Here is a 26,579-nt window from a genome sequence, read left to right as displayed (position 1 = left end):
CACTTACTCCGACACCACCACTGGCCGGCACTGAGCACCAAGCACAAGCACCAGGCACCAGGCACCCAATACAAGCACCCAACACAAGCACCCAACACAAGCACCCAACACAAGCACCCAACACCCAAATACAAATACCCCATTCAGGAGTGATGGTTATGAACTGGGCCCAGCTGTTTGCGCCCTTGAACGGACTTCTCGCTCCATCGGGGACGAACTGCCTGACATGCGGAAAACTTATGCAGAGAGGAGCAAGAGAGTACCCCGAGATCTGCCACGAGTGCGCCGCGGCGATTCCTTGGATTTGGCACCCGCGTTGCCCCAGTTGTGGACGGCATATTGGCTGTCCAGACTGTACCCGTCCGGGAGCGAAGGCACGTCCTTTCCTGCTGAATCGCAGCGCGGTTGCTTATGACCCGCGAATGCGTGAATGGCTTGCCGCGTACAAGTACCGCGGCCAAGAGACACTTGCCCCTATGCTGGCCCGCATGATGGGCCAAGCTTACAAGCTGCTGGCGTCAGAGTTAGCTGCTACTTCCAGCAGCAGCAGACCTTGGCGGATCGACGCCGTAACATGTGTGCCGCTAAGCAGCCAGAGGCTGGCTGAACGCGGCTTCAATCAGGCGGAGCTGCTCGCCTCCGGTGCGGCCGCAGCCGCCAAGGCCCCGCTCATCGCCATGCTCGAGCGTACACGTAATACCGAGAAAATGAGTCTCAAAGGCAGAGGACAGAGACTACATAGTATGCAGGGCGTGTTTCGCACGCTGCCGCAGACCGAAGAAGTCTTGTTATCCGTATTACATAAGAGAAGTAACAGGGATTCATCAAGAAAGGGAGCTCGGCTGCGGCTCCTGCTGGTGGACGATATTTATACAACGGGAAGTACGGTGGGGTACTGTTCCGAAGCAATTCTGGATACCTGCCGGGAGGCAGGAATACCAGCGGAGATATACTGCCTGACCTGGGCGAGATCATGAGCCAAGACGCTTTTCCCTCAGCATGTCTCTCAGCATGTCCCAGTGCATGTCTCAAAGCTAGTTTCATGAAGCCGCAGACTATCCAGCTAGCCTAGATGTCATTGTTAGGAAATCGAGGACTGGCACGAGTTCGGAAACTAATATTTTGACAGCGGTGCCTGGTCTAACGGTTATGTTCAATTTCCTGGAGAGCCCTACTCTGGTAGTGAGATGAGTGCTGCTGAGTGAAAAAGATGTTTGAAATAATTAACCATCCGCGATTGTGATCTTTCGAGTGTACGTGTTATTTTCACTCTGCTATAATGAGGGTCAACTATACATGGACGGAGCAATTCTAATTATTAGGACAAGGAGTTGGATGAAAATGGATATGGAAATAGTAGTTCAACAACAGCATGAAATGCTTACACAACTGATTCAGATGGTTGCTGAGAATAATAATAAACTGTCCAAGCTGGATAACATGGAACTCAAGATTGATCAGATCGACCAGAGAATGACCGGCATGGAGCACAAGATGGAACAAATGGATAAGAGAATGACTGGCATGGAGCACAAGATGGAACAAATGGATAAGAGAATGACCGGCATCGAGCACAATATGGAACAAATGGATAAAACAACGACCCGCATGGATCAGAAGTTAGACCGCCTTACAGACCAATACGACCATACCCGTGACGAGCTCCATTCTCAGCGCAGGTATGTTGCCGGAATGGAGACAGACCTTAATCAGATCCTTCGCCGCATTGAAAGATTAGAAGAACACACACAAATTGAACTGTAGATGTCACATATTTTTGAAATCTAGCTTAAAATTGATGTTAATATCATTAATTATCGAGGCGTTCTGCCGATATATTTTATATCCGACACTTTTGCTGAAGAAGTAGCCAATGGTTTACTTGGGAAGCAGCTTACCCTACTGGAAATGCTGGTAGGGCCTTTTTATTATCTTTTTGCGAATAGGCATAGACGTAAGTTGTAACTTTAATGTAATCTGTAGATTAAATAAGGATGTAGAACTATTTGGAATTTGTTAGGCACGGTATTTTACAGTAGAATGAAATGAAAGAGGTAATTTCCATGAATTTAGACAATTGTCCTCGCTGCGGGAAGCTGTACGCCAAGAACTTCAAGAATATTTGCTCAGCCTGTATTAAGGCGATTGAAGAAGAATATGAACGGTGTTTCAAATTTCTCCGTGAGAATAAGGGGTCAACTATTCATCAGCTTTCTGAAGCAACTGAGGTGTCTATCAAGCAGATTACCAAGTTTATCAAAGAGGGCAGGATCTCGGTTGAGAATAACCCGAATATGATGTACCCCTGTGAAGTGTGTGGGATTCTGATCCGGGATGGCAATATGTGTGATGGCTGCCGGTCACGATTGACCCGGGATCTCACGGCTGCGGCCAAGGACGAAGCGGTGGCTAGAGAATCAGGACAGTCCACGTCTAGTTCCGCTTACAGGGCAGTGGATCGGCTTCGTAAGGACTAGAGAACGAGTTATTTGTACATTTGGAACTAATATAATGATGTTGTCTGTGACCTTGTTAACAGCGAGGAACCAGACAAACTTCATTCCCTGGAACTATTAAAAATGTTTCATTTGATGCCGATAAACTTAGTAGAGATTATCGGTATTTTTATTTTTGAGAAGAGAGGTGTAGGTTATGAAAATTAACGAGACCGGACGAATTGGGTCGATAAATTCGTATCAACGCCAACTAGATAATCAGCGGCAGCTGACTGACAACAAGACTAAGCGCAAAGATGAAGTATCTATTTCAACCGCAGCACAGGAGCTTTTGCAAGCTCAGGCAACTGAGAAGGCTTCCGATCCGCAGCGGGCGCAGCGCATTCAGGAATTGAAGGCACAGGTGGCAGCTGGAACTTATAAAGTAGATGCCGATAAGCTTGCTGAGAAGCTGGCACCCTATTTCAAATCTTAGAATTATAACTAGACGGAGTGAACTAAAGGGTGAATGTCCTTAATGGTTCATAGGTGAATACCAACAATCATGTGTTCATTACTTTAGTTCATACGTATAGGAGGGCAACATGGCATTACAGGCATTAATTGACTCGCTGGGACAGCTTGAAGATGCACATTTAACTATGCTGGAATGGGCTGAGAAGAAGCGGAACGCCATCATGGAGAACCAGGTGGATGAGCTGATCGGGATTCTGAATCAGGAGTCCCGGATCGTCAAGCAGATTGAGAAGCTTGAAGATGCCCGCATAACTGCATGTTATGCCTTTCTGCAGGAGAGAGGCGTCAAGTCGCAGCTGAATCTAACGATTACAGAACTCTCCAGGCTGGTATTTGACCCGGAAGAGAAGAAGGCGTTGCTTGATATGCAGAAGAAGCTCTCTAATACGCTGTATAGACTCAAGGAACTGAACGATTTGAATCAGAAGCTGATTGAGCAGTCGCTTACTTTTCTCGATTACTCACTTGATCTGCTGGTCGGTGAGCCTGAACAGGCAGCGACATACCAGCATCCGGCTGACAAGAGCGGCGGCCGCGGCCGCCCCGGTCTTTTTGATACACGCGCCTAAGGCTCATTTGAGGAGGAAGTAAGGTCATGACATCCACATTTCATTCAATAGAAACCGCCAAACGAAGTCTGTTCACCCAGACAGCGGCGTTAAATACAACAGGCCATAACATTTCAAACGCAAATACAGAAGGATACTCCCGCCAGACGGTGAAGATGAAGCCTTCCCTATCTATAGAAGCTTACGGACTTAACCGTTCCAATACTCCAGGACAGCTGGGTGCCGGGGTTGAGTATCAAGCGATTGAGCGAATCAGGCAAGGCTTCCTCGATACTCAGTATCGCAGCGAGAACAATGCAAGCGGAAGCTGGAATATCAAGGCAGATACGCTGGACAAGCTTGAAGGGATATTTAATGAGCCTTCCGAGACCGGAATTAGCAAGGTGCTTAATAACTTCTGGAACTCCTGGTCTAACCTTAGTAAAGATCCGGAAAGCGCTTCAGCCCGTAAAGTTGTCAAAGAGAATGCAGCGGCATTAACCGATGCCATGAATTATATGAGCGGACAGCTCACCAAGTTAAGTCAGGATTTGACGACTAACGTCGGGGTAAAAGCAAGCGAGGTTCAGAACTATCTGACCTCGATTGCAGATCTCAACCAGTCCATTGAACGCATAGAGGGGCTCGGCGATCAGGCTAATGACCTTCGGGATCAGCGGGATCTGCTGACGGATAAGCTGTCTCAGATTATTAACATTACTGTTCAGGAGACAGATCAAGGCTACACCATCTCTATGGGCGGGCAGAATCTGGTTGAAGGCAGTCAGGTCCAGGTGGATGTCGATGGAACAGGTCCAGATGACAGAGGCGCGTTCCTTGAGGCCGCTTATGCTTCCGGCAACTTGAATGGTGGAGAAGTATTTGGCATGATCGCTTCACGCGAGAACTATGTCAAGGACTATCAGAAGCAGCTGGATAACCTGGCGAACACTCTGGCCAATGGAGACATCAAGATCACCCTGCCCAAGGGAACAGTGCTTCCAGAAGGCGTAACCGTCGATGGGGTAACCGGGCGTAATGTAACCCAAGATACCGTAGTCACGGTCAAAGGTCTAAATGGTCTGCACCAGCTGGGCTATACAATGGATGGTACCACTAATGGCGGCCTGCCTTTCTTTGAAGCTAAAGGCGGCGGGGATATTACAGCAGCTAACATCAGTCTAAATGCCAAAATCGCAGATAACGAAAATTTGATTGCCACTTCTATGCGTACAGAGGGCACAGGTGCAAGTGAATCGGTTGTTAAGGGCAGCAATGGGCTTGCTCTATTGATGTCTAACCTGAAGCAGACTGGTTTTGTTGCAGTAGACGGTTCACGGACAGCTACAATCGATGGCTTCTACAACTCTGCAGTAGGTCAGCTCGGTGTGCAGTCACAAGAAGCTCAGCGTCAAGTACAGAATTCGGACATTCTGGTCCAACAGGTTGAAAGTCAGCGCCAATCTGTTAGCGGTGTATCACTGGACGAAGAAATGTCGAATCTTATCAAATTTCAACATGCATATAGTGCAGCGGCGAGGTTCATGACAACATTCGACCAGTTGCTGGATAAATTAATCAACTCTACAGGAACAGTAGGCAGATAATACTTAAGTAAAGGAGGTTACCGCTAATGTTAAGAATCACTTCAAATATGATGAGTTCCCAGCTGATGCTCAACTTGAATCGCAACGCCCAAGCCATGAATAACACCCAGAATCAGCTGGCCACAGGCCGCAAGCTGAACAAGCCTTCAGACGATCCAGTGGGTATAACCTACTCTCTTCGCTACAGAGGTGAGATTGCTTCGAATGAGCAGTACACCAAGAATGTAGATAGTGCTCTGTCTTGGCTGGATTTCAATGACACGGTGCTTGACCAGACGGGAGATGTTATTCATAAGCTTCGTGAATTGACGGTTCAAGCTTCTACGGGTACGAATCCGCAGTCCGCTCTAGACAGCATCAATAAAGAAGTTAATCAGTTAAAAGAGCAACTGATTGATATCGCTAATAGTAAGCTGAACGGAAAATATATATTCAATGGTGAAGCTTTTAATCGCAAGCCGTATGATTTTCCTAAAAATGCTGACGGCACCTCGGACACATCCGGTCTAGGCACATTAACTACCGATACGGGCCTGATTAACTTTAGTGTTGGTGATAGTGTGCAGCTGCCAATTAATATGACAGGCACAGCTGTATTTGGTACAGGAACGGATTCAAGTAATATTTTCAACATCATGAACAACTTGTCTGCAGCTCTAGCCTCCGGAAATGTCCCTGGTATATCTGCTGAGCTTGAGAGGATTGACAGCCGCATGGAGACGGTTCTTACCGCTCGGGCTGAACTCGGTGCTAAGACTAATCGGATTGAGTTAATGCAGGAGAGATTAAGTGATTTGAATACCAACCTAACGGATCTTCAAGCGAAGACTGAAGATGCGGATTATGCTGAATTAATCATGAAATCTAAAATTCAGGAGAACATTTATAATGCTTCCCTGTCTGCTGGCTCGAAGATTATTCAACCAACACTAGTGGACTTTTTGAGATAGAATTGGAGGTTTGATTTATGCAGATCCTGCAGATACGTCAGACCCCCGGATTAATTAGTATTGACGCGGATCCAGGCAGTTACTCCATCAGCCAGCCGAAGGCCGATCTTAACATTCAGACACGCAAGGGAGAATGGGAGATACGCCAGTATCAACCTGAGCTTTCTATAGACCAATCTAAAGCTCGGGCAGCCTACGACGGCGGTAACTACTTGGAGATGAATCAACGTATTTATTCGGGTATCCAGCAGCTTTACTTGCAGGGAATAGCCAACCGAGTAGAGCAGGGGAACCGAATGGCTGAGTTTTTTAAGCCGGGTAATACAATAGCTAATGTGTATGGACAGGATTGGAAGCCAAGGTCTTTTCCTGAATTTCGGGGCCCTGCCTCTATGGATAACGTGGATGTGCGGATTGAGACAACGCCGCCTTCAATTGAGTATCACAAAGGTGGAGTGGACATCCAGGTTGAGGTCCATAAGCCGGAGATTGAGTATATGCGTGGGAAGCTGGACATTTATATGCAGCAGTACCCTTCCGTGCAGTATATACCTCCAGAAATTGATAGAGCTGTATAAAATAAGTTAAGGTTATGGATGAGTTGGTTTTACGTCTATAACCTTTTTTTTATAAATGATCAGGGTAAATGAGTTTTAAGGAGGAATTAAGGTGATTATTCAAACAGCTACATGGGGCGAACTTGAAATAAATGAAAATGAAGTCTACCGCTTCGAGAAAGGAATTCCAGGTTTTGAGGATAGCAAGTCCTTTGCTTTGGTGGATCAGGGAGACAATCCGTTCTTTTATATGCAGTCTACAGAGGACAAAGAACTGGCATTCGTTGTAGTTAATCCTTTTCTGTTCTATCCGAATTATGAGTTTGAGCTGGCTGAGAATGAGAAAGAAGAGCTGGATATTGAATCCAATGTGGAAGTGTGGTGCGTCCTAACGGTAAATAAACAGGTTGAACTGTCTACTATTAACCTGTTAGCTCCTATTGTGCTTAATCCGGAGAAATACACTGGTAAGCAGATTGTGCTGCACCAAACCAATTATCAGACAAGACACCCTTTACGCCAAGTAGGAATCAACCAATCCAGTCCTGAAAAGGAAGGTGAGTAATATGCTAGTCCTTTCCCGCAAAAAGGGTGAGTCGATTGTAATCCAGGATAACATTGAGATTACGGTGCTCGGTGTAGAAGGTGATACTGTAAGGATAGGAATCTCTGCCCCTAAGCAGGTGGATATATTCCGTAAGGAAGTGTACTTGTCGATTAAGGAAGCGAATAGGGAATCCGCGGGGAATATTGAACAAGATCTAAGCGCATTGAAGAATCTGATACATGATTCTCAGAAATAACCAAAATTTTTAGGGATTACGGTCAAATGCTATTAAATCATTTGATTTATTGTCGATATATAGTACAGAAGCTATTTTGAGGGGCGGCCGACCTGAAGAAATAGCCGAAAAAATACCACATGGACGTGGGATAACATATTTCAGGGAGGAAATAAATCATGATTATCAATCACAATATTGCAGCATTGAACACACACCGTCAGTTGGCGGTAAATACAGGTAACACTAACAAGTCCATCGAGAAATTGTCTTCCGGTCTTCGCATCAACCGTGCTGGTGATGACGCAGCGGGCCTGGCAATCTCCGAGAAAATGCGCGGACAAATCCGCGGTTTGGACATGGCTTCCAAGAACGCACAAGATGGTATCTCTTTGATCCAAACAGCTGAGGGTGCACTTAACGAAACTCACAGCATCCTTCAACGTATGCGTGAACTCGCTGTTCAATCTGCGAACGATACGAACACAGATAAAGACCGCGGTGCTCTTCAATCCGAAGTGGATGAATTGGCTAAAGAAATTACTCGTATCTCCAATACGACTGAGTTCAACACTAAGAAATTGCTGGATGGTTCTGCAAGTGTGAGCTCAGGTGTATCTGGTGCAGCCAACCTGACATTCCATATCGGGGCTAACAAGGATCAAAGTATTACTCTTTCTGTTGGTGCAATGGATGCTAAAACACTTGGTGTGGCTGGGGCGTCAACAGCGAACGCAACTGCTACAGTCGCTGGTGGAGCAGTAGCAGTTGAAGGTATTGGTATCTCTACACAATCTTCTGCAAATGCCGCTATTACAACAATTAATACTGCGATTGAAACAGTATCTACAGAGCGTGCTAAATTGGGTGCATACCAAAACCGTTTGGAACACACAATTAACAACCTCAACACTTCTTCTGAGAACCTGACTGCAGCTGAATCTCGTATTCGCGATGTAGACATGGCAAAAGAAATGATGAGTCAGACGAAGAACAATATTTTGGCCCAAGCAGCTCAGGCAATGTTGGCTCAAGCAAACCAACAGCCACAAGGCGTTCTGCAATTGCTTCGTTAATATTTACTTCTCTAAAAAAGGACCCTGGTGGGTCCTTTTTTAGATTTAATTTTACCAAATTATTTAGAAAAGCTTGTGGAAAATTTTAATATAGCTATTAATAATATGACTTCTTAGTCGATAAATATAATAAGAGCTATTTTAAAGGGCGGCCGACCTGAAAAGCAGCTTAAAATAAACTAACCACATGGATGTGGGATAACATATTTCAGGGAGGAAATAAATCATGATTATCAATCACAATATTGCAGCATTGAACACACACCGTCAACTGGCGGTAAATACAGGTAACACTAATAAATCCATCGAGAAATTGTCTTCCGGTCTTCGTATCAACCGTGCTGGTGATGACGCAGCTGGCCTTGCAATCTCCGAGAAAATGCGCGGACAAATCCGCGGTTTGGATATGGCTTCTAAGAATGCTCAAGATGGTATCTCCTTGATCCAAACAGCTGAAGGCGCACTGAACGAAACTCACAGCATCCTTCAACGTATGCGTGAACTAGCTGTTCAATCCTCGAATGATACGAACACAGATAAGGACCGCGGCGCTCTTCAATCTGAAGTGGATGAACTCGCTAAAGAAATCACTCGCATTTCGAATACAACTGAATTCAACACCAAGAAGTTGTTGGATGGTTCAGCTGCATCAGGTTCTGGCGTAACTAGTTCTGCAAATCTTACGTTCCACATTGGTGCTAACGCAGGACAGAGCATCACTTTAGAAATCAAAGCGATGGATTCCTCTACATTGGGTGTAAGTGCATCTGGTGCCGGTAACGCTTCGGCTACAGGCACAACTGCTGCTGCCGTGACTGGTGGTATCAGTATTTCGACTCAAGCTTCTGCTAATGCAGCAATCACAACAATTAACACAGCGATTGAGACAGTATCTACAGAGCGTGCTAAACTGGGTGCTTACCAAAACCGTTTAGAGCACACAATTAATAACCTCAATACTTCTTCCGAGAACCTGACTGCAGCCGAATCCCGTATTCGTGATGTAGACATGGCGAAGGAAATGATGAGCCAAACGAAGAACAACATTCTTGCTCAAGCAGCTCAAGCAATGCTGGCACAAGCCAATCAGCAGCCGCAAGGCGTATTGCAACTGCTACGTTAATTATTGTTGTAAAAAGGAACCCCAAGGGGTTCCTTTTTTTGTTATTGTTATTTTCTAATAAATGGCTGATCTTACTCCGATATATGTATTAGATACAAAGAGCCTTTACAGAGAAAGGATAGCTGTCATGAATAAAACAATATCATTATGCATGATTGTTAAGAATGAAGAAAAAGTACTTGCCCGCTGCTTGGACAGTGTCAGAGATAAAGTAAATGAAATCATTATTGTAGATACGGGTTCCAGTGATTCTACATTGAAAATAGCAAGACAATATACCGAGCAAATCTATGATTTTGAATGGGTGCACGATTTCTCTGCGGCTCGAAATGAGTCAATAAAGTATGCAAGTTCCGACTATATTTTGATACTGGATGCAGATGAGTACCTGGATGTAAGGGCTGACCTTCAAGCAGATTTGCAAACAAATTTGGACTATTATTTGCTTCAAATTAGGAATGAAGTATCTCTAGGGCGGACATTTTCTCACCTAGCAGCACGTTTATTTAGAAATGATGGTCGACTGTACTATGAGAATAGATTACATGAGCATTTAAATATAACTGAGACTTCTTTAAATTTCAAGGGAGGACAGGGACAGGCCCTGATTCATCACTCTGGTTACAATGATGAAACCATGATTGAGAAGGATAAGCTTAATAGAAACCTTCCATTGATGCTTAAGGAAGTTGAAGAGAATCCTACAGCCTATAACTTGTTTAATATGGGCAAAACTTATCTGGGAATTGAGAAGCATGAAAAGGCCATTGAGTACTTTAAAAGGGCTTATCCACTAAGTCATGGTCGAATCTTCATGCCTGAACTGCTTACCAAACTTGCTTATTGTCTTGGAGAACTGAACCGTCCTGAAGAAGGACTCCAGATACTAAAGGATGCGGTTAAAGTTTTCCCCCTAGAGACTGAGATGAGATATATACAGGGAAGGTTATACACAGAAGCCGGCTATCATAAGGATGCTATTGATTGTTTTTATGAATGTATTCAGATGGGAGATCTAGGCTCCACTGTAACTGAGGGTAGCGGGGGGTATATGGCTCACTATCAGTTGTCCGATATCTATGAACAAGAGGGTCGTTTAGCGGATAGCTATAATGAAATCGTTAATGTTTTAAAGTTGAAAAGAAATTTTGTGCCGGGTTTTAAAAAGTTCCTAGAGATCACGCTTAAAGCTAATATCTCAAATGAAGAGGTCCAGCAGAATGTAGATCAATTGTATCATTTGGGCAGTATTGAAGATCTTCAGTTTATGTTTAATATACTCTACAGTCTACGTCACCCGTTATTGAATCACTATATGGTCAAGTATAAAATAAATGCCCAGAGTCATATTGAAGCAAGCTCTAAGCTATATGCCAAGGAATACGAACTTTCAAGGTATTTATGGTCACTAATAGATCAAAAATTTGAGGAAAGTGGACAGGATATTTTATTGCTATCTATTATTTTGAAAGATCCGGATTTATTCATGGCCAATAAATCACTACTAAATCTGAGCAACAAGGAAGCGGAAATAATAAATCAGATTATTCTAGGAGAAATTACGAAGCCAACTCATATTTCAACACAACTAGAAGATATTTTATTAGAAACTGCACGTCAACTTATTGTGTTAAGGGAATTTGACCTATTTCAAAGTTTTTCGGAATTATTAATGAAGCAAAAAACTAAAACCAAATTCAGGCTCTGTAAGTTGCTGAGCGAATATGGGTTTGACGAAATAGCTATAGACCTGTTAGTCAAGATCTTTGAGGAACAGTCTAATAACATCGACACTCTCCGTCTTCTGGGAGACCTTTGTTATCGAAATGGATATCTTGAGGACGCTCAGTTGTTCTACAGCAAGCTTTTGAATTTAACCTCTCAGTATAGTTCTTATGAACGGAGCTACGATTTACTACAAAAGATGAATGACTTTGAGAGTGCAAACGAAATTAAGCAAGAAGTAATAAGGCTCTTTCCACTAGCCAACTGGATTCTAAAGAAAAGATAACTGGAATTGAGGAGATCAAAATGAATCATAAAAAACGCGTCCTTGTTGGAAGTCCTGTTCGCCAAAAACCTGAGATTCTTAAGGAGTTTCTGCAGTCTCTTAAAGAGCTAGAGCAAAAAACGATAGAGCTCAGCTTCCTATTGATTGATGACAATGACAATGTACAGTCCAGTCAGTTGTTAAATCAATTTGCTAATAGTTGCTCTAATGTTATGCTTCACAAGCATACTAGCTTCGATACCTATAATCGGAATGAAATCACTCATTCTTGGAATGAGCAACTGGTATGGAAGGTTGCTGATTTGAAAAATATGATTATACAGATCGCCTTGGAGTTCAATTACGATTATTTATTCTTTATCGACTCTGATATTGTACTGCATCCATTTACGTTAGAACAGCTGAAGAAAGCAGAGAAAGAAATCATATCAGAAGTGTTCTGGACCAAATGGCAACCTGACTTTCCAGAGCTTCCTCAGGTCTGGCTTGAGGATCACTACACCATGTATTACAAACACCGTAATGAACAATTAACTCCAGAGGAAGCTCTATACCGTCAAGAAAGGTTTGTTCAGAAGCTAAGAGTTCCTGGAGTGTATGAGGTTGGAGGACTTGGAGCATGTACATTAATAAATAGAACTGCCCTAGAAAAGGGAGCGAATTTTAAAGAAATTAAAAACGTCTCTTTTTGGGGAGAAGACCGGCATTTCTGCATACGGGCTGCTGCCTTGGGCATCGAGCTACATGTAGATACTCACCTGCCGGCCTATCATATTTACAGGGACAGTGATTTGGCTGGTGTTGCTAAATTCAAAAGTTCTTATAATAAATCAGAAGAACAGAAAGTGGAAAAATTTGTCGAAGAGGCAATTACAGCTCTAGGCACTTTTCATTACAAATTAGGCTATTCTGTAGACTGGAAGCCATTGTTTTCAGATGAAATCAGAGATTTATTGGTAGGACAACTAAAGGAGCAACAGGAGCAGAATTCGATCAACCGTGTTAAGGTAAAAGCTTATGTCGAGAATTTGTCTTATGTGTCCAATGATCAGCAGACTAAGACTCACCAGGTTACCTTTACGCTGCATAATTATATTCTGCAGCAGGGTGAGAGGGAAGAGAATCATTATAGCTGCACATGTGAAGTTTTAGAGAATGATAATGCTTACTCTATTCTTTCATTTAGTATTGTTTCCGTGTTGAACAATAATGTAATCTTTCCACATCATAGAAAGCCTCCTAAGCTAACGCTGTCCATGGTGGTGAAGAATGAATCAACGAGGTTTTTAAAGCGTGTTTTGGAGAGTCATTTGGGGTATATTGATAACGCAGTAATTATTGACGATGGAAGTAGTGACCACAGCGCCAAAGTATGTAAGGATATATTAATAGGGATTCCTCACAAAATAGTCAGTAACAAAACCTCCAAATTTAGCAACGAAGTAGAGCTTAGAGAGCAGCAATGGAAGGAAACTATTGAAGAGGCACCAGATTGGATCATTAACGTGGATGCTGATGAAATATTTGAAGATAAATTCCAGTTTGAAATACATGAGTTAGCGGAAATCGAGCAATACAGTACTATGTGCTTCCCTCTGTTTGATATGTGGGATGAAGAGCATTATCGTGAAGACGAATATTGGTTTGCTCATAAAACTCACCGTCCATTCATTGCCCGATACTCTCCGAAGACAGAATATGAGTGGTTGGATGAAAAGCAGCATTGTGGCCGGTTTCCTAAGAATATTTTAGAAGTTGGGCCAAACCTGCTCTCTTCTCTTAAACTTAAACATTTAGGTTGGAGCAGAGAAGAGGATCGTTTAGAGAAGTATAGACGTTATCAACTTTTAGATGTGGACAAAACGGAATTTAGAGCAAATCATTATGAGTCAATTTTAGACAAGACTCCAAATCTTGTTCTTTGGAAAGATTAGGGGAGATATTTATATACTTATTGTGGGGAGAGAGTAATTGCAGTGCTTGAAAGAAATAAAGGTTTATTTGATTTAGAGCAGTTAATTTTAGATATGTTATTACTTATGCTGCACCTCCAACGGGAAATCAAATTGAATACTATGGATATGTATTCTTCTAATATGATTTCTAACGTCAATACATTAGTTAGCGGGCTAGTAAAGCTAAATGAAATATCCGTTGGTTTCTCACCAGATACTCACTCTACTAAGCTAAACGATTTGTTTGGGGAGATTGGAGAGACTTTCGAAAGCATAATTCTGGCATATAATGATTCGGAGGCTCTCCACGCTACTAGAATTAAATCATATTTTGTAGATCGACTAGTCCCGCTATTTGTAAGTTTTAGAAATGACTTTGACAAATATATAGAGGCCCAAACCGGGTTGAAAAGTGTTCTTATTAGTGGCCTGAATTATATCTCTATAAAGAGCAAAAACCTCATTAATTCCAATAGGGGCCGTATTGTGGCATACATCTCTGATGAAGAAGAACACCAAGGAGGATTTATTGACAATGTTCCTGTACTTCATTCTTCTGATATTGAACAATTTACAGGCTCGTACCTCATTAAAACTGACAGTTTAAGTTTTTTTAACAAGATAGAATGTTCGATTGATCTTAAGGAGTTTATTGATAATTGCTATGACTTTGAAGTGTATCGTGCTAATCAATACTTTAACTCCTATAAGCCAAGTGAATTGAACGGCTTTGTTACGGGGCTATCATACGCTGAAGTTGGTGTTGATAAGGAGGAAATGCTACCTTATAACATAGTTAACTTAGCAGTTTCTAGTCAAGATTTATATTATGATTATCAGTGGATAAAGTTGATAGTAAATGAAACAAAAGTTGACTTTGTATTTATAGGATTAAGTTATTATAGCTTTGAATATGACTTGTCTAAGAGTAAACTTAAAAATAGATTGGAAGTATATTCTCCTATCTTTGGTAAGGGGGACGAAAAGAAGACTCCTTACTACAATTCTTTTGAAAACAGATTTTCTCAGATAATGAATGACCATTTCGCTGAGAATCTCTATGACATTCTCAGAACACAGGGAGAATCTTGGTGGACTAATTATGTTAGCAGAGTAATGAGTGATGAAGACATTAAACAGGGTAAGGAGATTGCACTTATAGATAGCAATAAAAATTATCCTGATACCGTCTTGTTAAATAAGAGAATATTAACAGAAATGATTCGCCTCTTAAAAAGGCACAATATAAAGCCGATTTTATTAGTGTGTCCGACTAGCAAGTATTACCAGGAACACTTCTCTAAGAGGATTAAAACAGAATTTGAAGAGCTCATAAGCGATATCAGAAATGAGGACGATATTGATATATTAGACTTTTTCTCATCTGAAGAATTTATCGATCAGGATTTTTATGATGTATCTCATTTAAATAGCCAAGGTTCTAAGAAATTAACTTCGATGTTAAAAAGCTATCTAAAAGAGCAGTATTTCATGTAATTAGGGGGTACAGTATGAAAGGCACATACATTGGTGATCAAAAAATGCTCATTTCCCCTGCATGGGGAGGCAAGTTAGTTATACCGTCAAACGATCTAAGTTTAGCGCCGGATTTAATCATAAGTGGAGTATTAGAGTCTCCTCTAACAAAATATTTTGTTCAAAATGTTAAACATGGTGATCTTGTTATTGATGTAGGTGCTAATATAGGATATTTCTCTGTATTATTGGGGTATCTGGTTGGAAGCCAGGGGAAGGTATATTCTTTTGAAGCAAATAAGTTTATATATGACTTCCTAGTTGATAATTTATCTATTAATTATTTGCACGATAGGACGGAACACTTCAATCTTGCTGTTTATTCTGAGGAAAAAGACATATCTTTCTTTTTATCTAGAAGGTACATGGGGAACAGTTCTATTCACTCCCATAGTGAAGAGTATAAAAAACATTATAAGGATAACATCGAAGAGATAAAAATTCCTACGGTTGTTTTAGATAGAATGTTTTCAAATGTCGAAAGAATTGATTATCTAAAGATTGATATTGAGGGTGGAGAGTATCATGCCTTTAAGGGAATGGAGTGCCTAATTAAAAGTAACAAAATTAATAATTTGGTATTTGAATTAAATAAGAGTATGATGCAGGGTGATTGGAATGACTTTAGAGAGTTACTTCTTGAACTAGATTTACTAAATAAAAAATTTTATCTACTTTCAGAAGAGGGAAGTTTAATAGGTGTAAAAGTGGAGGAGTTAATAGCCAAAGAGGGATATCCTTATGTTTTGATGAAGAACACTTGAAGTTCCAAACTAAGTGGAGAAGCATGCAAATAACTAATTTTCTATTTCATTATTTTTTATAGAAATCAATTTGAACAGTACAAGTCCTTCTAAGTCGCGTCTCCGGGACACCGATATGGCCAAAGAAATGATGAATCCGATGAAATTAGGTATCCTACTGCAGGCCGCTCAAGCTAATCAGCAAAAGCAAAAAATTCTCCAATTTCGCGTTACTTATTTACCCTAAAAGAAGTCCTAGTCTCAATAAAACCAAGAGATTAGGGCTATTTTTCTAACTTTCTCTTCACATCCTGGGAATAGTAACCGATAAAAATAATAAACATGCCATCGGAGGTTGTCACATGAACCTACAGTTCTCTTTTTCGACAAATACGGTGGGCGGCAATACAACTACTAGCAATGTCAGTCAACCAAGCGATAATGCTCCCACTAATCAGAGTCATCAACTGGTACAAGCTGTAAAGAACGGAAGCGATTTAAGTAAACTCGAGAAACAAGGCGTACCTATTTCTGTAGGAGATGAGCAACTCATCCGCGCCATAGATAGAGCGGTTAAAGCATTGGAAGGCCCTTCTACTACTCTGGAGATGAGTGTGCATGAGAAAACTCATCAAGTGATGGTAAAAGTATTGAACAAGGATACCGGTGAACTGATCAGGGAGATTCCTCCTGAGAAGACTTTGGATCTAGTTGCAAAAATGATGGAAATTGCAGGTATCCTAATAGACCAGAAAGTATAAGGAGGTTGAGGCATGCGTATTAATGGATTTTCTGGTATGGATATAGATAGTATGGTGAAGAGTCTGATGGCAACCCAGCGTGCTCCGCTAGATAAGCTGAATCAGCAGAAAACAACTCTTCAATGGACAAGGGACAGTTACCGTGATCTGAATATTAAGATCATTGATGCAAAAACAAAGATAGGTAATTTCAACAAACAAGCCGCGATGAATACACAGGCCTCAACGGTAACGGGGAACACTTCTGCAGTAAAAGCATTAGCCACTGCAGCAGCCTCGAGTGCTTCCATGTCCGTGGAAGTGTCCAAAATGGCTACCAAATCGACCTTGCAAACTGCAAGTGGTGCGGGACTGAAGACAACAGATACCACTCCTGGTACAACGGCTACCCTATCGACAACCTTGGCTCAACTGGCTACAGGAACAGTATCTGATACCTATGAGCTTAATATTAATGACAAGACCATCACGTTCTCAAAAACAGATACGATCTCAGCAGTTCTTGGAAGAATTAATTCCTCTGATGCGAATGTGACAGCCTCCTTTGACGAGGTTAGCGGAAAATTCTCTATTTCTGCCAAGGATTATGGCTCTGCCAATGAACTTAAGTTCACAGCTGCCGACAAAACAGTGAAGTCCAGTACATTTCTTGATTTAATTCATATTAATACTGCTGACACGACTAATAACTTCATTAAAGCAGCTAATGCGGAAGTGAAGGTAACTTCGGATGGGGTCGCCAAAACTTTTACACCTAGTGAGAACAAGCTTACGGTTAATGGAGTGGTTCTGACGCTGATGGGAACTACTACAGCAGGTGGCCCGGCAACCATAACTACTCAGGCAGATCCCACAACCGCGCTTAATACCATTAAATCCTTCGTAGAGAACTATAATGATCTGATTAGTACCTTTAATACCAAGGTCGAAGAACAGAAATATAGGGATTTCCTGCCTCTTACCGATGATCAGCGCAGTAACATGAAGGAAAATGAAATCACAGAATGGGAGAAAAAGGCTAAGAGTGGTCTTCTAAAGAATGATACGATACTTAAGTCCACAATTGCTTCCATGCGCGAAGTTATCACAACACACATTGGTGATTTAAGCTCAGTTGGAATTACAACAGGGCAGTATTATGAGAATGGTAAGCTAACTATTAATGAGGATAAGCTAAAAGAAGCGTTGCAGAATAATCCCGATAAAGTGTTAAGTATTTTCCAAGGGCCGAGCGGATCGGTGGACTCAGGAATTTATGCCGAACTCAGTAAGAAATATGATGGCACACTCGACTTATTAGTGAAAAAAGCAGGTACATCCAAATTCAGCACCGATGTTAATGCGGTATACAAAACCGAAAGCATTATGGGCGATCAGCTCAAGAATTATAATAGCCGTATCTCCAATCTTCAAGATCGATTGGTAGACATCGAGAATCGTTACTACAGACAGTTCAGTGCCATGGAGAGCGCCATGAGCAAGCTCCAATCCCAGTCCTCAAGTCTCTTTGGAACTCAAGCTTAAAATTTTTAACAAGTAAAGGGTGAAGACAATGATTACATCTCCTTATGAAAAATACCGTCAGTCATCCGTCCAAACATCTACACCAGGTCAGCTGCTCTTAATGTTATTTGATGGAGCTATCCGGTTCATTAGGTCCGGTATGGATGGGTTGAACAATCAGGATATCTCGAAAGCCAACCTTAACCTGGGCAAAGCACAAACAATTATAAGCGAGTTAATCGTAACACTGGATCATTCCTATGAAGTATCTCAAGGGCTAGCTTCTCTTTACGAATATACGAACTACCTTCTAATTCAGGCGAATGTGAAGAAAAGTGCTGCGCCTGCGGAGGAAGCGCTGGAATATTTAACTGGGCTTAGAGAGACTTTTGCTCAAGCAGTTAAAATGACTGCAGGCAGTCAAGAGCTCCAGCATGGATAAATTGATTGAGGAACTCAAGTCGTTGACAGAATCGATTGTGGCACGTCTTCAGTTCACATCCTATGAGGAATTAGAAGACTTCGTTGCAGAACGTCAGCGAATCATTGACGAGCTGAACAGGTTGAAAGATTCAACCCCGTTTAATTCATTTGAGCGTGAGCAGCTCGAAGAAATTCTGAGGGCTGACTCCGTTATATTAATGCGGATGGAAGTATTGAAGAATGAAGCTTCAGACTGGCTGCAGCAGCGCGGACAGGCTAAGGTGCAGCGGAATGCATACGAGACGGCCTACACCCCAGACAGCATACTAATGGATCGCAGAAAATGAATAAGCATGATTAGTTGAAGGGCCTAGTCTTAGTGCCCAACCACCATATTACCAAGAGTCCCCGCACCCTTCGCGTGGACTCTTTTTTTGTCGAATTTAGACCTGCGAAAATTCGCTAAAATCAAACAAAATACCACATTTTATTTACCGAAAAAACCTTTTCATTTCCAATTGACAATGGGAAAGTCAGGATGTTATATTCCAAATGTGAAGAAATCTTCACACTTTCATTTGACTAAGAAGGGAATGTTAGTGCATGCAAGGTAAAGTTAAATGGTTCAACGCTGAGAAGGGTTACGGTTTCATCGAGACTGAAGATGGAGGCGACGTATTCGTTCACTTCTCCGCGATTCAAACCGAAGGCTTCAAGACTCTTGAAGAAGGACAATCCGTAGAATTCGATATCGTCGAAGGTGCTCGCGGACCTCAAGCCGCTAACGTAATCAAGCTATAATCATCCCGGCTCAAGCCGACCTATATATTTGGTAACGATGGTTAACAATTGAATTCGCTAGCAACAGACTCTGGACTTTCCAGGGTCTTTTTTTGATCAGTATAGATGTTGCACAGCTTGTCACAATTAGGTTCGATATTTGGCTCATTTTGCGGAGTTAACATTTTAACTTGGGCTTTACATATGGTATAATATAGAGGCAAAGGAGGATTGCCCTATGAATTACAGTATTCGAGGACAACAGATTGAAGTGACTGACGCCTTGTATGATTACGTAGACAAGAAACTCAGCCGGCTAGAGAAGTACTTTGATACACCTCCCACCTCAGAAGGACATGTAACGCTGAATGTCATCCGAGGATTGCACACAGTGGAAGTTACCATTCCATTAACCGGTGTAGTGCTCCGGGCAGAGGATAAGAGCGATGATATGTACGCATCCATTGACGAGGTAGTGGACAAGCTCGAACGCCAGATTCGTAAGCACAAGACCAAGGTGAACCGCAAATTCCGTCAGGAAGGCAGCTTGAAGACGTTATTCGTTGAAGAGCCTGTTGATGGACCTATGCTTGCAAGCGATGATGAAGATGCGCTAACCGATGATGAACTCGAGGTTGTTCGTACCAAGCGCTTTACTTTTAAGCCTATGGACGTGGAAGAGGCCATACTTCAGATGAATTTGGTCGGGCATGATTTCTTTGTATTCTCCAACGTGGATACCCGAGAGATTAATGTCGTCTACAAGCGTACCGATGGGAAATACGGGCTAATTGAACACGCTTGATCCAATGATCCCGTGACTCAACCGTACTTGAATTTATTTTACTCAACTATTACGTAAGAGACCGAGCCTCATCCGCCTCGCGGGTAAGGCTCTTTATTTTATATATGGGTGAATTTGCCGCGGCACACGGCTCCAGCTTAAGTTGCGGCAACCTTGACAAACTGTTACAATTTAGGCAAATCATCTGTTTATGCGTGAAAGGGGAAAACCATGCTAGGACTAGTGAAAAAGATATTTGGCGATACGAATGAACGTGATGTCAAACGTCTTATGAAGACAGTCGACATTATTAATACATTGGAACCTGAATTTGAGAAGCTCTCGGACGAGCAGCTTCAACATAAGACGGTAGAATTTAGAGAGAGACTCGAGAAGGGCGAGGATATCGACGATCTTCTTCCTGAAGCCTTCGCCACGGTACGTGAGGCCTCCAAGCGTGTGCTGGGCAAGCGTCATTATGACGTCCAGCTTGTTGGCGGTATCGCGCTGCACGAAGGGCGTATTGCGGAGATGAAAACCGGGGAAGGGAAAACACTGGTCGGAACCCTGCCGGTTTATTTAAATGCACTTTTGGGCAAAGGCGTTCACGTAGTTACGGTGAATGATTATTTGGCACAGCGTGACAGCGCGGAGATGGGTCAAATCTATAATTTCCTGGGTATGACCGTAGGGGTCAACCTGAACGGGATGGAACATGAAGAGAAGCAGGCGGCTTATGCCTGCGATATTACGTACGGAACGAACAATGAATTCGGGTTCGACTATTTGCGTGACAATATGGTCCTCTACAAAGAGCAGATGGTTCAGCGTCCGCTCTATTTCTGCATTATTGACGAGGTAGACTCCATTCTTGTCGACGAGGCCCGTACACCGCTGATTATTTCCGGACAAGCCCAGAAATCGACTGAATTGTACTATGCGGCTGACCGCTTCGTGAAGCGTCTGGAAGCGGAAGAGGACTACAATGTGGACATTAAGGTGAAGGCCGTATCTCTTACCGAGAAGGGTGTAGCCAAAGCCGAGAAAGCCTTCGGTATCGAGAATCTGTATGACCACGCTCACGTAACGCTTAACCATCATATTGTACAAGCGCTCAAAGCCAATGCCATTATGCGTCGTGATGTGGATTATGTGGTGACTGAAGATGAAGTCGTGATCGTAGATGAATTCACAGGTCGTCTGATGGCGGGACGCCGTTACAGCGATGGCCTCCACCAGGCGATTGAAGCCAAGGAAGGCATCGAGGTTCAGAACGAGAGTATGACGCTGGCGACGATTACGTTCCAGAACTATTTCCGTATGTATCGCAAGCTCGGCGGTATGACCGGTACAGCGAAGACCGAGGAAGAGGAATTCAAGAAGATCTATGGTCTTGAGGTTCTTCAGGTTCCTACGAACCGTCCGAACCGCCGCGTGGATAACCCCGATATCGTGTACAAGAGTGAAGCTGGCAAGTTCAAGGCTGTAGTGGAGGAGATTGTGAGCCGCCATGCCACCAATCAGCCGGTCCTTGTCGGTACGGTGTCCATTGAGAACTCCGAGCTTCTTCATGAAATGCTGAAGCGCAAAGGCGTTCCGCACAAGGTGCTGAATGCGAAATACCACGCGGAGGAAGCCGAGATTATCTCCCGTGCGGGTGAGCCGGGCTCCGTCACGATTGCGACCAACATGGCTGGGCGGGGTACCGACATCATCTTGGGTAATGGCGTATCTGAAATCGGCGGTCTGCACATCATTGGTACAGAGCGTCACGAGTCCCGCCGGATTGATAATCAGCTGCGCGGACGTGCCGGACGTCAGGGCGACCCGGGTTCTACCCAGTTCTATCTGTCCCTTGGCGATGATCTGATGAAACGGTTCGGGGCAGACAACGTGCTGGCGATGATGGACCGCCTTGGCTTTGACGAGGATTCACCGATCGAGAGCAAGATGATCACACGTGCCATTGAGTCCGCCCAGAAACGGGTAGAGGGCAATAACTTTGACGTGCGTAAAGTCGTGCTTCAATATGATGACGTCATGAATCAGCAGCGGGAGATTATCTACAAGCAGCGCCGCGAGATTCTCGAATCGGAGAACATCAAGGATGTTGTACTTGAGATGATTAAGCCGGTAATTGAACGGATCGTCATGGCGCACTGCAGTGATGATATTCCTGAGAACTGGGAGCTCGAGGAAGTAGCGGAGTATATCAACAGCAAGCTGCTTGATGAAGGCCAATTGACCAAGGATGAGCTGTGGGGCAAGGAAGCCGAAGAGATCATTGAGTATATCTTGGGCAAGGTAGTTGAGAAGTACAATGCCCGTGAAGAGCATATCGGCGTTGAGATGATCCGTGAGTTCGAGAAGGTAATCGTGCTTCGAGCTGTTGACAGCAAGTGGATGGATCACATTGATGCCATGGATCAGCTGCGTCAGGGGATTCACCTCCGTGCTTACGGCGGTACAGATCCGCTGCGTGAGTACCAATTCGAAGGCTTCGAGATGTTCAATGAGATGACGGCGAGTATCCAAGAGGAAGTCGCAACATATATTATGAAAGCACAAATCGAGACGAATCAGGAGCGTCAGACCGTAGTGGATGAGAACCAGATCTCCACTAACGGCGAGCCTGCGGAGAAGCGCCCTGTTCAGCGCGGCGAGCAGATCGGGCGCAACGATGATTGTCCATGCGGCAGCGGCAAGAAATACAAGCACTGCCACGGACAGAACGCGTAAGGATAGCGGTTCCTATAGGATGGACTAAGCAGCAGGCACGCAGGCAAGGGAGTACCCTTTCCGGGGATAGAACGACCCTGGACATTTGCCTGCGTGCCCTCTTTATCCCTTGCATAGTCAACAAGCCTATAACAATTAGAAGGGGTGACGATACAGCATGATCGATCCAAGTATCAAGCAGGATCTGCGTGAAATAGCCAAGAAATTATCCAACCTTAGGGGGTCTCTTTGACTTAGATCTGAAGCAGGAGATGATTGCGAACTTTGAGGAAAAGATGGCTGCGCCCGATTTCTGGGATGACAACGAGTCCGCCCAAAAAGTAATTGCAGACATGAATGCCGTCAAATCTTCCGTCGATCAGTATCAGAAGCTGCAGTCCGAGAATGACGACATTGTCGTCATGATCGAGCTGGCAGAAGAAGAAGGAGACGCGGAGCTGCTCTCAGAGGTTGCCGGGTCTGTGGAGTCGCTGCTGAAGCGTCTCGAGGAGTTCGAGCTTCAGCTGCTCCTCAATCAGCCTTATGACAAGCTCAATGCGATTCTTGAGCTGCATCCGGGTGCTGGTGGAACGGAGTCTCAGGACTGGGGTCAAATGCTGCTCCGGATGTATACAAGATGGGCGGAGAAACGCGGCTTCAAGGTGGAAGTACTCGATTATCTTCCCGGGGATGAAGCGGGGATCAAGAGTGTGACGCTGCTGATCAAGGGATATAACGCCTACGGCTACTTGAAGACAGAGAAAGGGGTTCACCGGTTAGTCCGGATCTCCCCGTTCGACTCTTCCGGCCGCCGTCATACTTCCTTCGTGTCCTGCGATGTCGTGCCTGAGATTACGGAAGATGTGGACGTGGAGATCCGTACGGAGGATCTGAAGGTTGACACCTACCGGGCCAGCGGTGCCGGGGGGCAGCACATTAACACCACGGACTCGGCTGTCCGGATTACCCATATTCCAACCGGCGTGGTAGTAACCTGTCAGAATGAGCGCTCTCAGATCAAGAACCGGGAGCGGGCTATGACGATGCTTCGATCCAAGCTCTATGAGCGTAAGCTGGAAGAGCAGCAGAAGGAGCTGGATGAAATCCGTGGGGAACAGTCCGATATTGCCTGGGGCAGTCAGATTCGTTCCTATGTCTTCCATCCTTACAGTATGGTTAAGGATCACCGTACCTCCGTGGAGACGGGAAATACAGGTGCGGTGATGGATGGGGAGCTGGATGCCTTTATCGATGGATATCTGCGAAGCCAGATCAAGACAGAGGCGGAGCAAGCCTGAGCCTGAGTTCAATAAATATACAATTCCTGCACAAGATAACTTGTGCGGGAATTTTTTTGACCATTAACACTTTGACGTAGTGAAGGAGAACTGTATCATGCCCCCAAAAGGCCGTAAACGCAGAATGAATGAAATATTTCCCGTAGGTGGTCCAGCCAGGCTTGTACTGGATAGTCTGATGATTGTAATTGGATCTTTTATCACGGCTCTTGCTTTCAATATGTTCTTGCTGCCGAGTCATATCGCATCAGGAGGAGTATCAGGACTCTCAATTGTAGCGAACTCCCTGTTCGGGATTGAGCCTGCCTATGTGCAGTGGGCGCTGAACATTCCCTTGTTCGCTGCAGGCTTTCTGCTGCTAGGCCGGAATTATGCGATTCGTTCCCTGCTTGGAACGATCGTGCTGCCGCTGTTCGTCTATTTGACCAAGGATTGGATCGTGCCTACCACAGATCCGCTGCTCTCCTCTCTTTACGGAGGTATTGGGGTTGGTCTGGGACTGGGAATCGTGTTCCGCGGACGCGGTTCAACGGGCGGCCTGTCTACCCTGGCTCAGATTATTCAGAAATACAGCGGCTTTAGCCTGTCTACATGCGTCGTGATGATGGATGGACTTGTCATCGTGCTGGCCGGTATTGTACTATCTCCCGAAAAGGCACTTTATGCTCTTATCGGCCTCTATATCACAGGCAAAATTATAGACGCGGTGGAGCTCGGACTGAATTATACCAAGGTGGCTTATATTATCGCTGAGAAGACAGAGGAAATATCGGAGGCCGTGCTGGTCCACCTGGATCGGGGACTAACGAAGCTTAGCGCCAGGGGCGGATATACGGGCGATGACAGACCTGTATTGATGGTTGTCGTGGGCCAAAGTGAGGTTACCCGCCTGAAGACGCTGGTTCAGCAGCTTGAACCAACCGCCTTTGTGATTATCACGAATGCGCATGAAGTGCTTGGAGAAGGCTTTAAGAGACAAGCCTAGTTAAATAAAGTCCAGCACCGGTATTTCAAGCTGAATAAGGTAAGGGATTACCTGATTCAAGACATTGAAAATTTTGTCGATTTTTATCGAAAAAGGTAGTTCCATCTCGGCTGATCTCAGTTATACTTAAACTGTGGTAATAGTAACCAGCCAAGCACATCATGAGAGGTGGTCTTCATTATGAATAGGGGAAAATCAGTAAAAACAGTAGCAGCCGGAGTTATGGCATTCTCTCTGGCGCTAGGCGGAGGTATTCTGGCGACCGGACCTGCAAGCGCAGCTGCAGGGACAAGCAAGGTGCAAGTACAGAAGGCCACATTACAGCAGGACAACAAGCTTGAGGGCTTGGGCAGATTCGAGAAGCAGCTTCTTACGCTCCTGAAGCTGGATGCGGCAGCGCTTAAGGAGAAGCTGCAGACCCAGACTCTGGCTGAGATTGCTGCGGAGCAGGGCATAACCAAAGAGGCTCTCAAAGCCAAGATCGTAAGCTGGATTGCCGCTGAGCAGAAGGCTCAATTGGCCAAAGAAAAGGAAAAGCAGAAGCAGGCAGAGAAGAAAAAACAGCAGGAGCTTGCGAAGCAGCTGAAGAACAAGAAGTTAAGTCCGAAAGCAAAACAAAAGCTGGAGCAGCAGTTCAAGCAGGAGCAGGAGCAGCAAAAGAAGCAGATCCAAAAGAAGGAACAAGCCCTTAAGCTTGAAGCTGCCACAACAGCAGACAAGCTCATGGCGTTCACTACAGAGAGCAAAGTGGACAGTAGTGTCCAAGACGCTCCGATTACAGAACTCCAGCATGCCGATGAAATCGCTAAGCTATTGAATATAACTACCGATCAGCTCTGTGCAGGGTTGAAGGCCGGCAAGACGCTTGCCGAACTAGCTGGTGAGTACAAGGTTGAAGCTCAGGCTGTCATTGATCTGTTCATCGCAGCCGATGTCAAGGAACTGGATGCCAAGCTGGCAGCTGGTGAGATCACTCAGGAAGAATACGATGCCCAGAAAGCGGCCAAGACTGAGGCGGCTGCACAGCTGGTGAATACTAAGTTCCCAGGTGTCATTGAGGGAATTGAGGATGTTGAAGGCTCAGGAAAGTTCGGCGCCTTGGCCAAGCTGCTGGGAATGACAGAATCAGAGCTTAAGGCAGCCATGAAGTCTGGCAAGAGTCTTGCGGATATTGCGGAGTCTCATAAGGTTACGGCTCAGCAAGTGGTTGATCTTCTGATCAAAGACCGACTTGCGAAGCTGGACAAGAAGCTGGCAGCCCGGGAGATTACGAAGGAAGAGTACGACAAGTTCAAGAAGAGTCTGACCGAGTATGTGACTGCGCAAGTGAAGAGAGTCCCTTCTGCCAAGGGATCGAAGCCGGAGGACGGCAGCAAGGGCCACGGCTGGAATTTCAATAATTCTCAATCGTCAATGAGTCAAGGCAAGAACAAGTAAATAAAGATTCGTATTGAGAGACGCTAATTG

At 44.2% G+C, this 26,579-nt stretch carries 27 protein-coding genes; all 27 read left to right on the top strand.

Going from position 1 to position 26,579, the window contains the following annotated elements:
* Positions 1-422 precede the first annotated feature (422 nt).
* Positions 423-977: a ComF family protein gene (locus LDO05_RS16555; protein WP_251376407.1), complete on the top strand. Its 555-nt coding sequence runs from the start codon at positions 423-425 to the stop codon at positions 975-977.
* Between the two features lie 364 nt (positions 978-1,341).
* The gene (locus LDO05_RS16550; protein ID WP_251376406.1) at positions 1,342-1,764 is read left to right on the top strand and encodes a hypothetical protein; all 423 of its coding nucleotides are present in this window, start codon (positions 1,342-1,344) and stop codon (positions 1,762-1,764) included.
* 299 nt (positions 1,765-2,063) lie between these two features.
* Positions 2,064-2,477, top strand: a complete 414-nt coding sequence (locus LDO05_RS16545) for a TIGR03826 family flagellar region protein (RefSeq protein WP_251376405.1) — start codon at positions 2,064-2,066, stop codon at positions 2,475-2,477.
* A 175-nt stretch (positions 2,478-2,652) separates the two neighbouring features.
* Positions 2,653-2,931: a flagellar biosynthesis anti-sigma factor FlgM gene (gene flgM, locus LDO05_RS16540; protein WP_251376404.1), complete on the top strand. Its 279-nt coding sequence runs from the start codon at positions 2,653-2,655 to the stop codon at positions 2,929-2,931.
* A gap of 109 nt (positions 2,932-3,040) precedes the next feature.
* Entirely contained in the window at positions 3,041-3,541 is a 501-nt protein-coding gene (locus tag LDO05_RS16535) for a flagellar protein FlgN (protein WP_251376403.1), read from the top strand.
* A 26-nt stretch (positions 3,542-3,567) separates the two neighbouring features.
* Positions 3,568-5,127: a flagellar hook-associated protein FlgK gene (gene flgK, locus LDO05_RS16530; RefSeq protein WP_251376402.1), complete on the top strand. Its 1,560-nt coding sequence runs from the start codon at positions 3,568-3,570 to the stop codon at positions 5,125-5,127.
* 26 nt (positions 5,128-5,153) lie between these two features.
* Complete coding sequence (flgL, locus tag LDO05_RS16525; protein ID WP_251376401.1) at positions 5,154-6,077, top strand: flagellar hook-associated protein FlgL; 924 nt, start codon at positions 5,154-5,156, stop codon at positions 6,075-6,077.
* Positions 6,078-6,094: 17 nt separating this feature from the next.
* Positions 6,095-6,655 carry a DUF6470 family protein gene (locus LDO05_RS16520; protein ID WP_251376400.1) on the top strand — a complete coding sequence of 187 codons (561 nt, stop codon included), beginning with the start codon at positions 6,095-6,097 and terminating at the stop codon, positions 6,653-6,655.
* A gap of 91 nt (positions 6,656-6,746) precedes the next feature.
* Positions 6,747-7,199, top strand: a complete 453-nt coding sequence (fliW, locus tag LDO05_RS16515) for a flagellar assembly protein FliW (protein ID WP_251376399.1) — start codon at positions 6,747-6,749, stop codon at positions 7,197-7,199.
* A gap of 1 nt (position 7,200) precedes the next feature.
* Entirely contained in the window at positions 7,201-7,437 is a 237-nt protein-coding gene (gene csrA, locus LDO05_RS16510) for a carbon storage regulator CsrA (RefSeq protein ID WP_251378764.1), read from the top strand.
* A 158-nt stretch (positions 7,438-7,595) separates the two neighbouring features.
* Entirely contained in the window at positions 7,596-8,492 is an 897-nt protein-coding gene (hag, locus tag LDO05_RS16505) for a flagellin Hag (RefSeq protein ID WP_251376398.1), read from the top strand.
* 226 nt (positions 8,493-8,718) lie between these two features.
* Positions 8,719-9,615 carry a flagellin Hag gene (hag, locus tag LDO05_RS16500; protein ID WP_251376397.1) on the top strand — a complete coding sequence of 299 codons (897 nt, stop codon included), beginning with the start codon at positions 8,719-8,721 and terminating at the stop codon, positions 9,613-9,615.
* A 127-nt stretch (positions 9,616-9,742) separates the two neighbouring features.
* A complete protein-coding gene (locus LDO05_RS16495) occupies positions 9,743-11,626 on the top strand; it encodes a glycosyltransferase (protein ID WP_251376396.1) in 1,884 nt (627 codons plus the stop codon).
* 20 nt (positions 11,627-11,646) lie between these two features.
* The gene (locus LDO05_RS16490; RefSeq protein ID WP_251376395.1) at positions 11,647-13,560 is read left to right on the top strand and encodes a glycosyltransferase family 2 protein; all 1,914 of its coding nucleotides are present in this window, start codon (positions 11,647-11,649) and stop codon (positions 13,558-13,560) included.
* 42 nt (positions 13,561-13,602) lie between these two features.
* Positions 13,603-15,078: an SGNH/GDSL hydrolase family protein gene (locus LDO05_RS16485; RefSeq protein ID WP_251376394.1), complete on the top strand. Its 1,476-nt coding sequence runs from the start codon at positions 13,603-13,605 to the stop codon at positions 15,076-15,078.
* Positions 15,079-15,092: 14 nt separating this feature from the next.
* Positions 15,093-15,881: an FkbM family methyltransferase gene (locus LDO05_RS16480; protein WP_251376393.1), complete on the top strand. Its 789-nt coding sequence runs from the start codon at positions 15,093-15,095 to the stop codon at positions 15,879-15,881.
* A gap of 70 nt (positions 15,882-15,951) precedes the next feature.
* Entirely contained in the window at positions 15,952-16,107 is a 156-nt protein-coding gene (locus LDO05_RS16475; protein ID WP_481857000.1) for a flagellin, read from the top strand.
* A gap of 115 nt (positions 16,108-16,222) precedes the next feature.
* Positions 16,223-16,621 (top strand): flagellar protein FlaG, encoded by a 399-nt coding sequence (locus LDO05_RS16470; protein WP_251376392.1) that lies wholly within the window; start codon positions 16,223-16,225, stop codon positions 16,619-16,621.
* A gap of 12 nt (positions 16,622-16,633) precedes the next feature.
* Positions 16,634-18,145 (top strand): flagellar filament capping protein FliD, encoded by a 1,512-nt coding sequence (gene fliD / locus LDO05_RS16465; protein WP_251376391.1) that lies wholly within the window; start codon positions 16,634-16,636, stop codon positions 18,143-18,145.
* A gap of 28 nt (positions 18,146-18,173) precedes the next feature.
* Positions 18,174-18,566 carry a flagellar export chaperone FliS gene (fliS, locus tag LDO05_RS16460; protein ID WP_251376390.1) on the top strand — a complete coding sequence of 131 codons (393 nt, stop codon included), beginning with the start codon at positions 18,174-18,176 and terminating at the stop codon, positions 18,564-18,566.
* Positions 18,559-18,894, top strand: coding sequence for a flagellar protein FliT (locus LDO05_RS16455; protein WP_251376389.1), 336 nt, complete (start codon positions 18,559-18,561; stop codon positions 18,892-18,894). Before fliS ends, LDO05_RS16455 begins: the two co-directional genes overlap by 8 nt.
* A 256-nt stretch (positions 18,895-19,150) precedes the next feature.
* Complete coding sequence (locus LDO05_RS16450; protein ID WP_017691992.1) at positions 19,151-19,348, top strand: cold shock domain-containing protein; 198 nt, start codon at positions 19,151-19,153, stop codon at positions 19,346-19,348.
* Positions 19,349-19,565: 217 nt separating this feature from the next.
* A complete protein-coding gene (gene hpf / locus LDO05_RS16445; RefSeq protein WP_251376388.1) occupies positions 19,566-20,132 on the top strand; it encodes a ribosome hibernation-promoting factor, HPF/YfiA family in 567 nt (188 codons plus the stop codon).
* 210 nt (positions 20,133-20,342) lie between these two features.
* Entirely contained in the window at positions 20,343-22,850 is a 2,508-nt protein-coding gene (gene secA / locus LDO05_RS16440; RefSeq protein ID WP_251376387.1) for a preprotein translocase subunit SecA, read from the top strand.
* A 157-nt stretch (positions 22,851-23,007) separates the two neighbouring features.
* Positions 23,008-24,127 (top strand): peptide chain release factor 2 gene (gene prfB / locus LDO05_RS16435; RefSeq protein WP_251376386.1). Its coding sequence is split into 2 segments (ribosomal slippage): positions 23,008-23,079 and positions 23,081-24,127, totalling 1,119 coding nucleotides; the frame shifts between segments, so codons are not numbered across the junction.
* 97 nt (positions 24,128-24,224) lie between these two features.
* The gene (locus LDO05_RS16430) at positions 24,225-25,112 is read left to right on the top strand and encodes a YitT family protein (protein ID WP_251376385.1); all 888 of its coding nucleotides are present in this window, start codon (positions 24,225-24,227) and stop codon (positions 25,110-25,112) included.
* Positions 25,113-25,292: 180 nt separating this feature from the next.
* Positions 25,293-26,549, top strand: a complete 1,257-nt coding sequence (locus tag LDO05_RS16425) for an SHOCT domain-containing protein (protein WP_251376384.1) — start codon at positions 25,293-25,295, stop codon at positions 26,547-26,549.
* Positions 26,550-26,579: the final 30 nt, after the last annotated feature.

The sequence above is a fragment of the Paenibacillus sp. YPG26 genome (assembly GCF_023704175.1).
GTDB lineage: Bacteria > Bacillota > Bacilli > Paenibacillales > Paenibacillaceae > Fontibacillus.
This window is presented reverse-complemented; position numbering and strand designations above follow the sequence as displayed.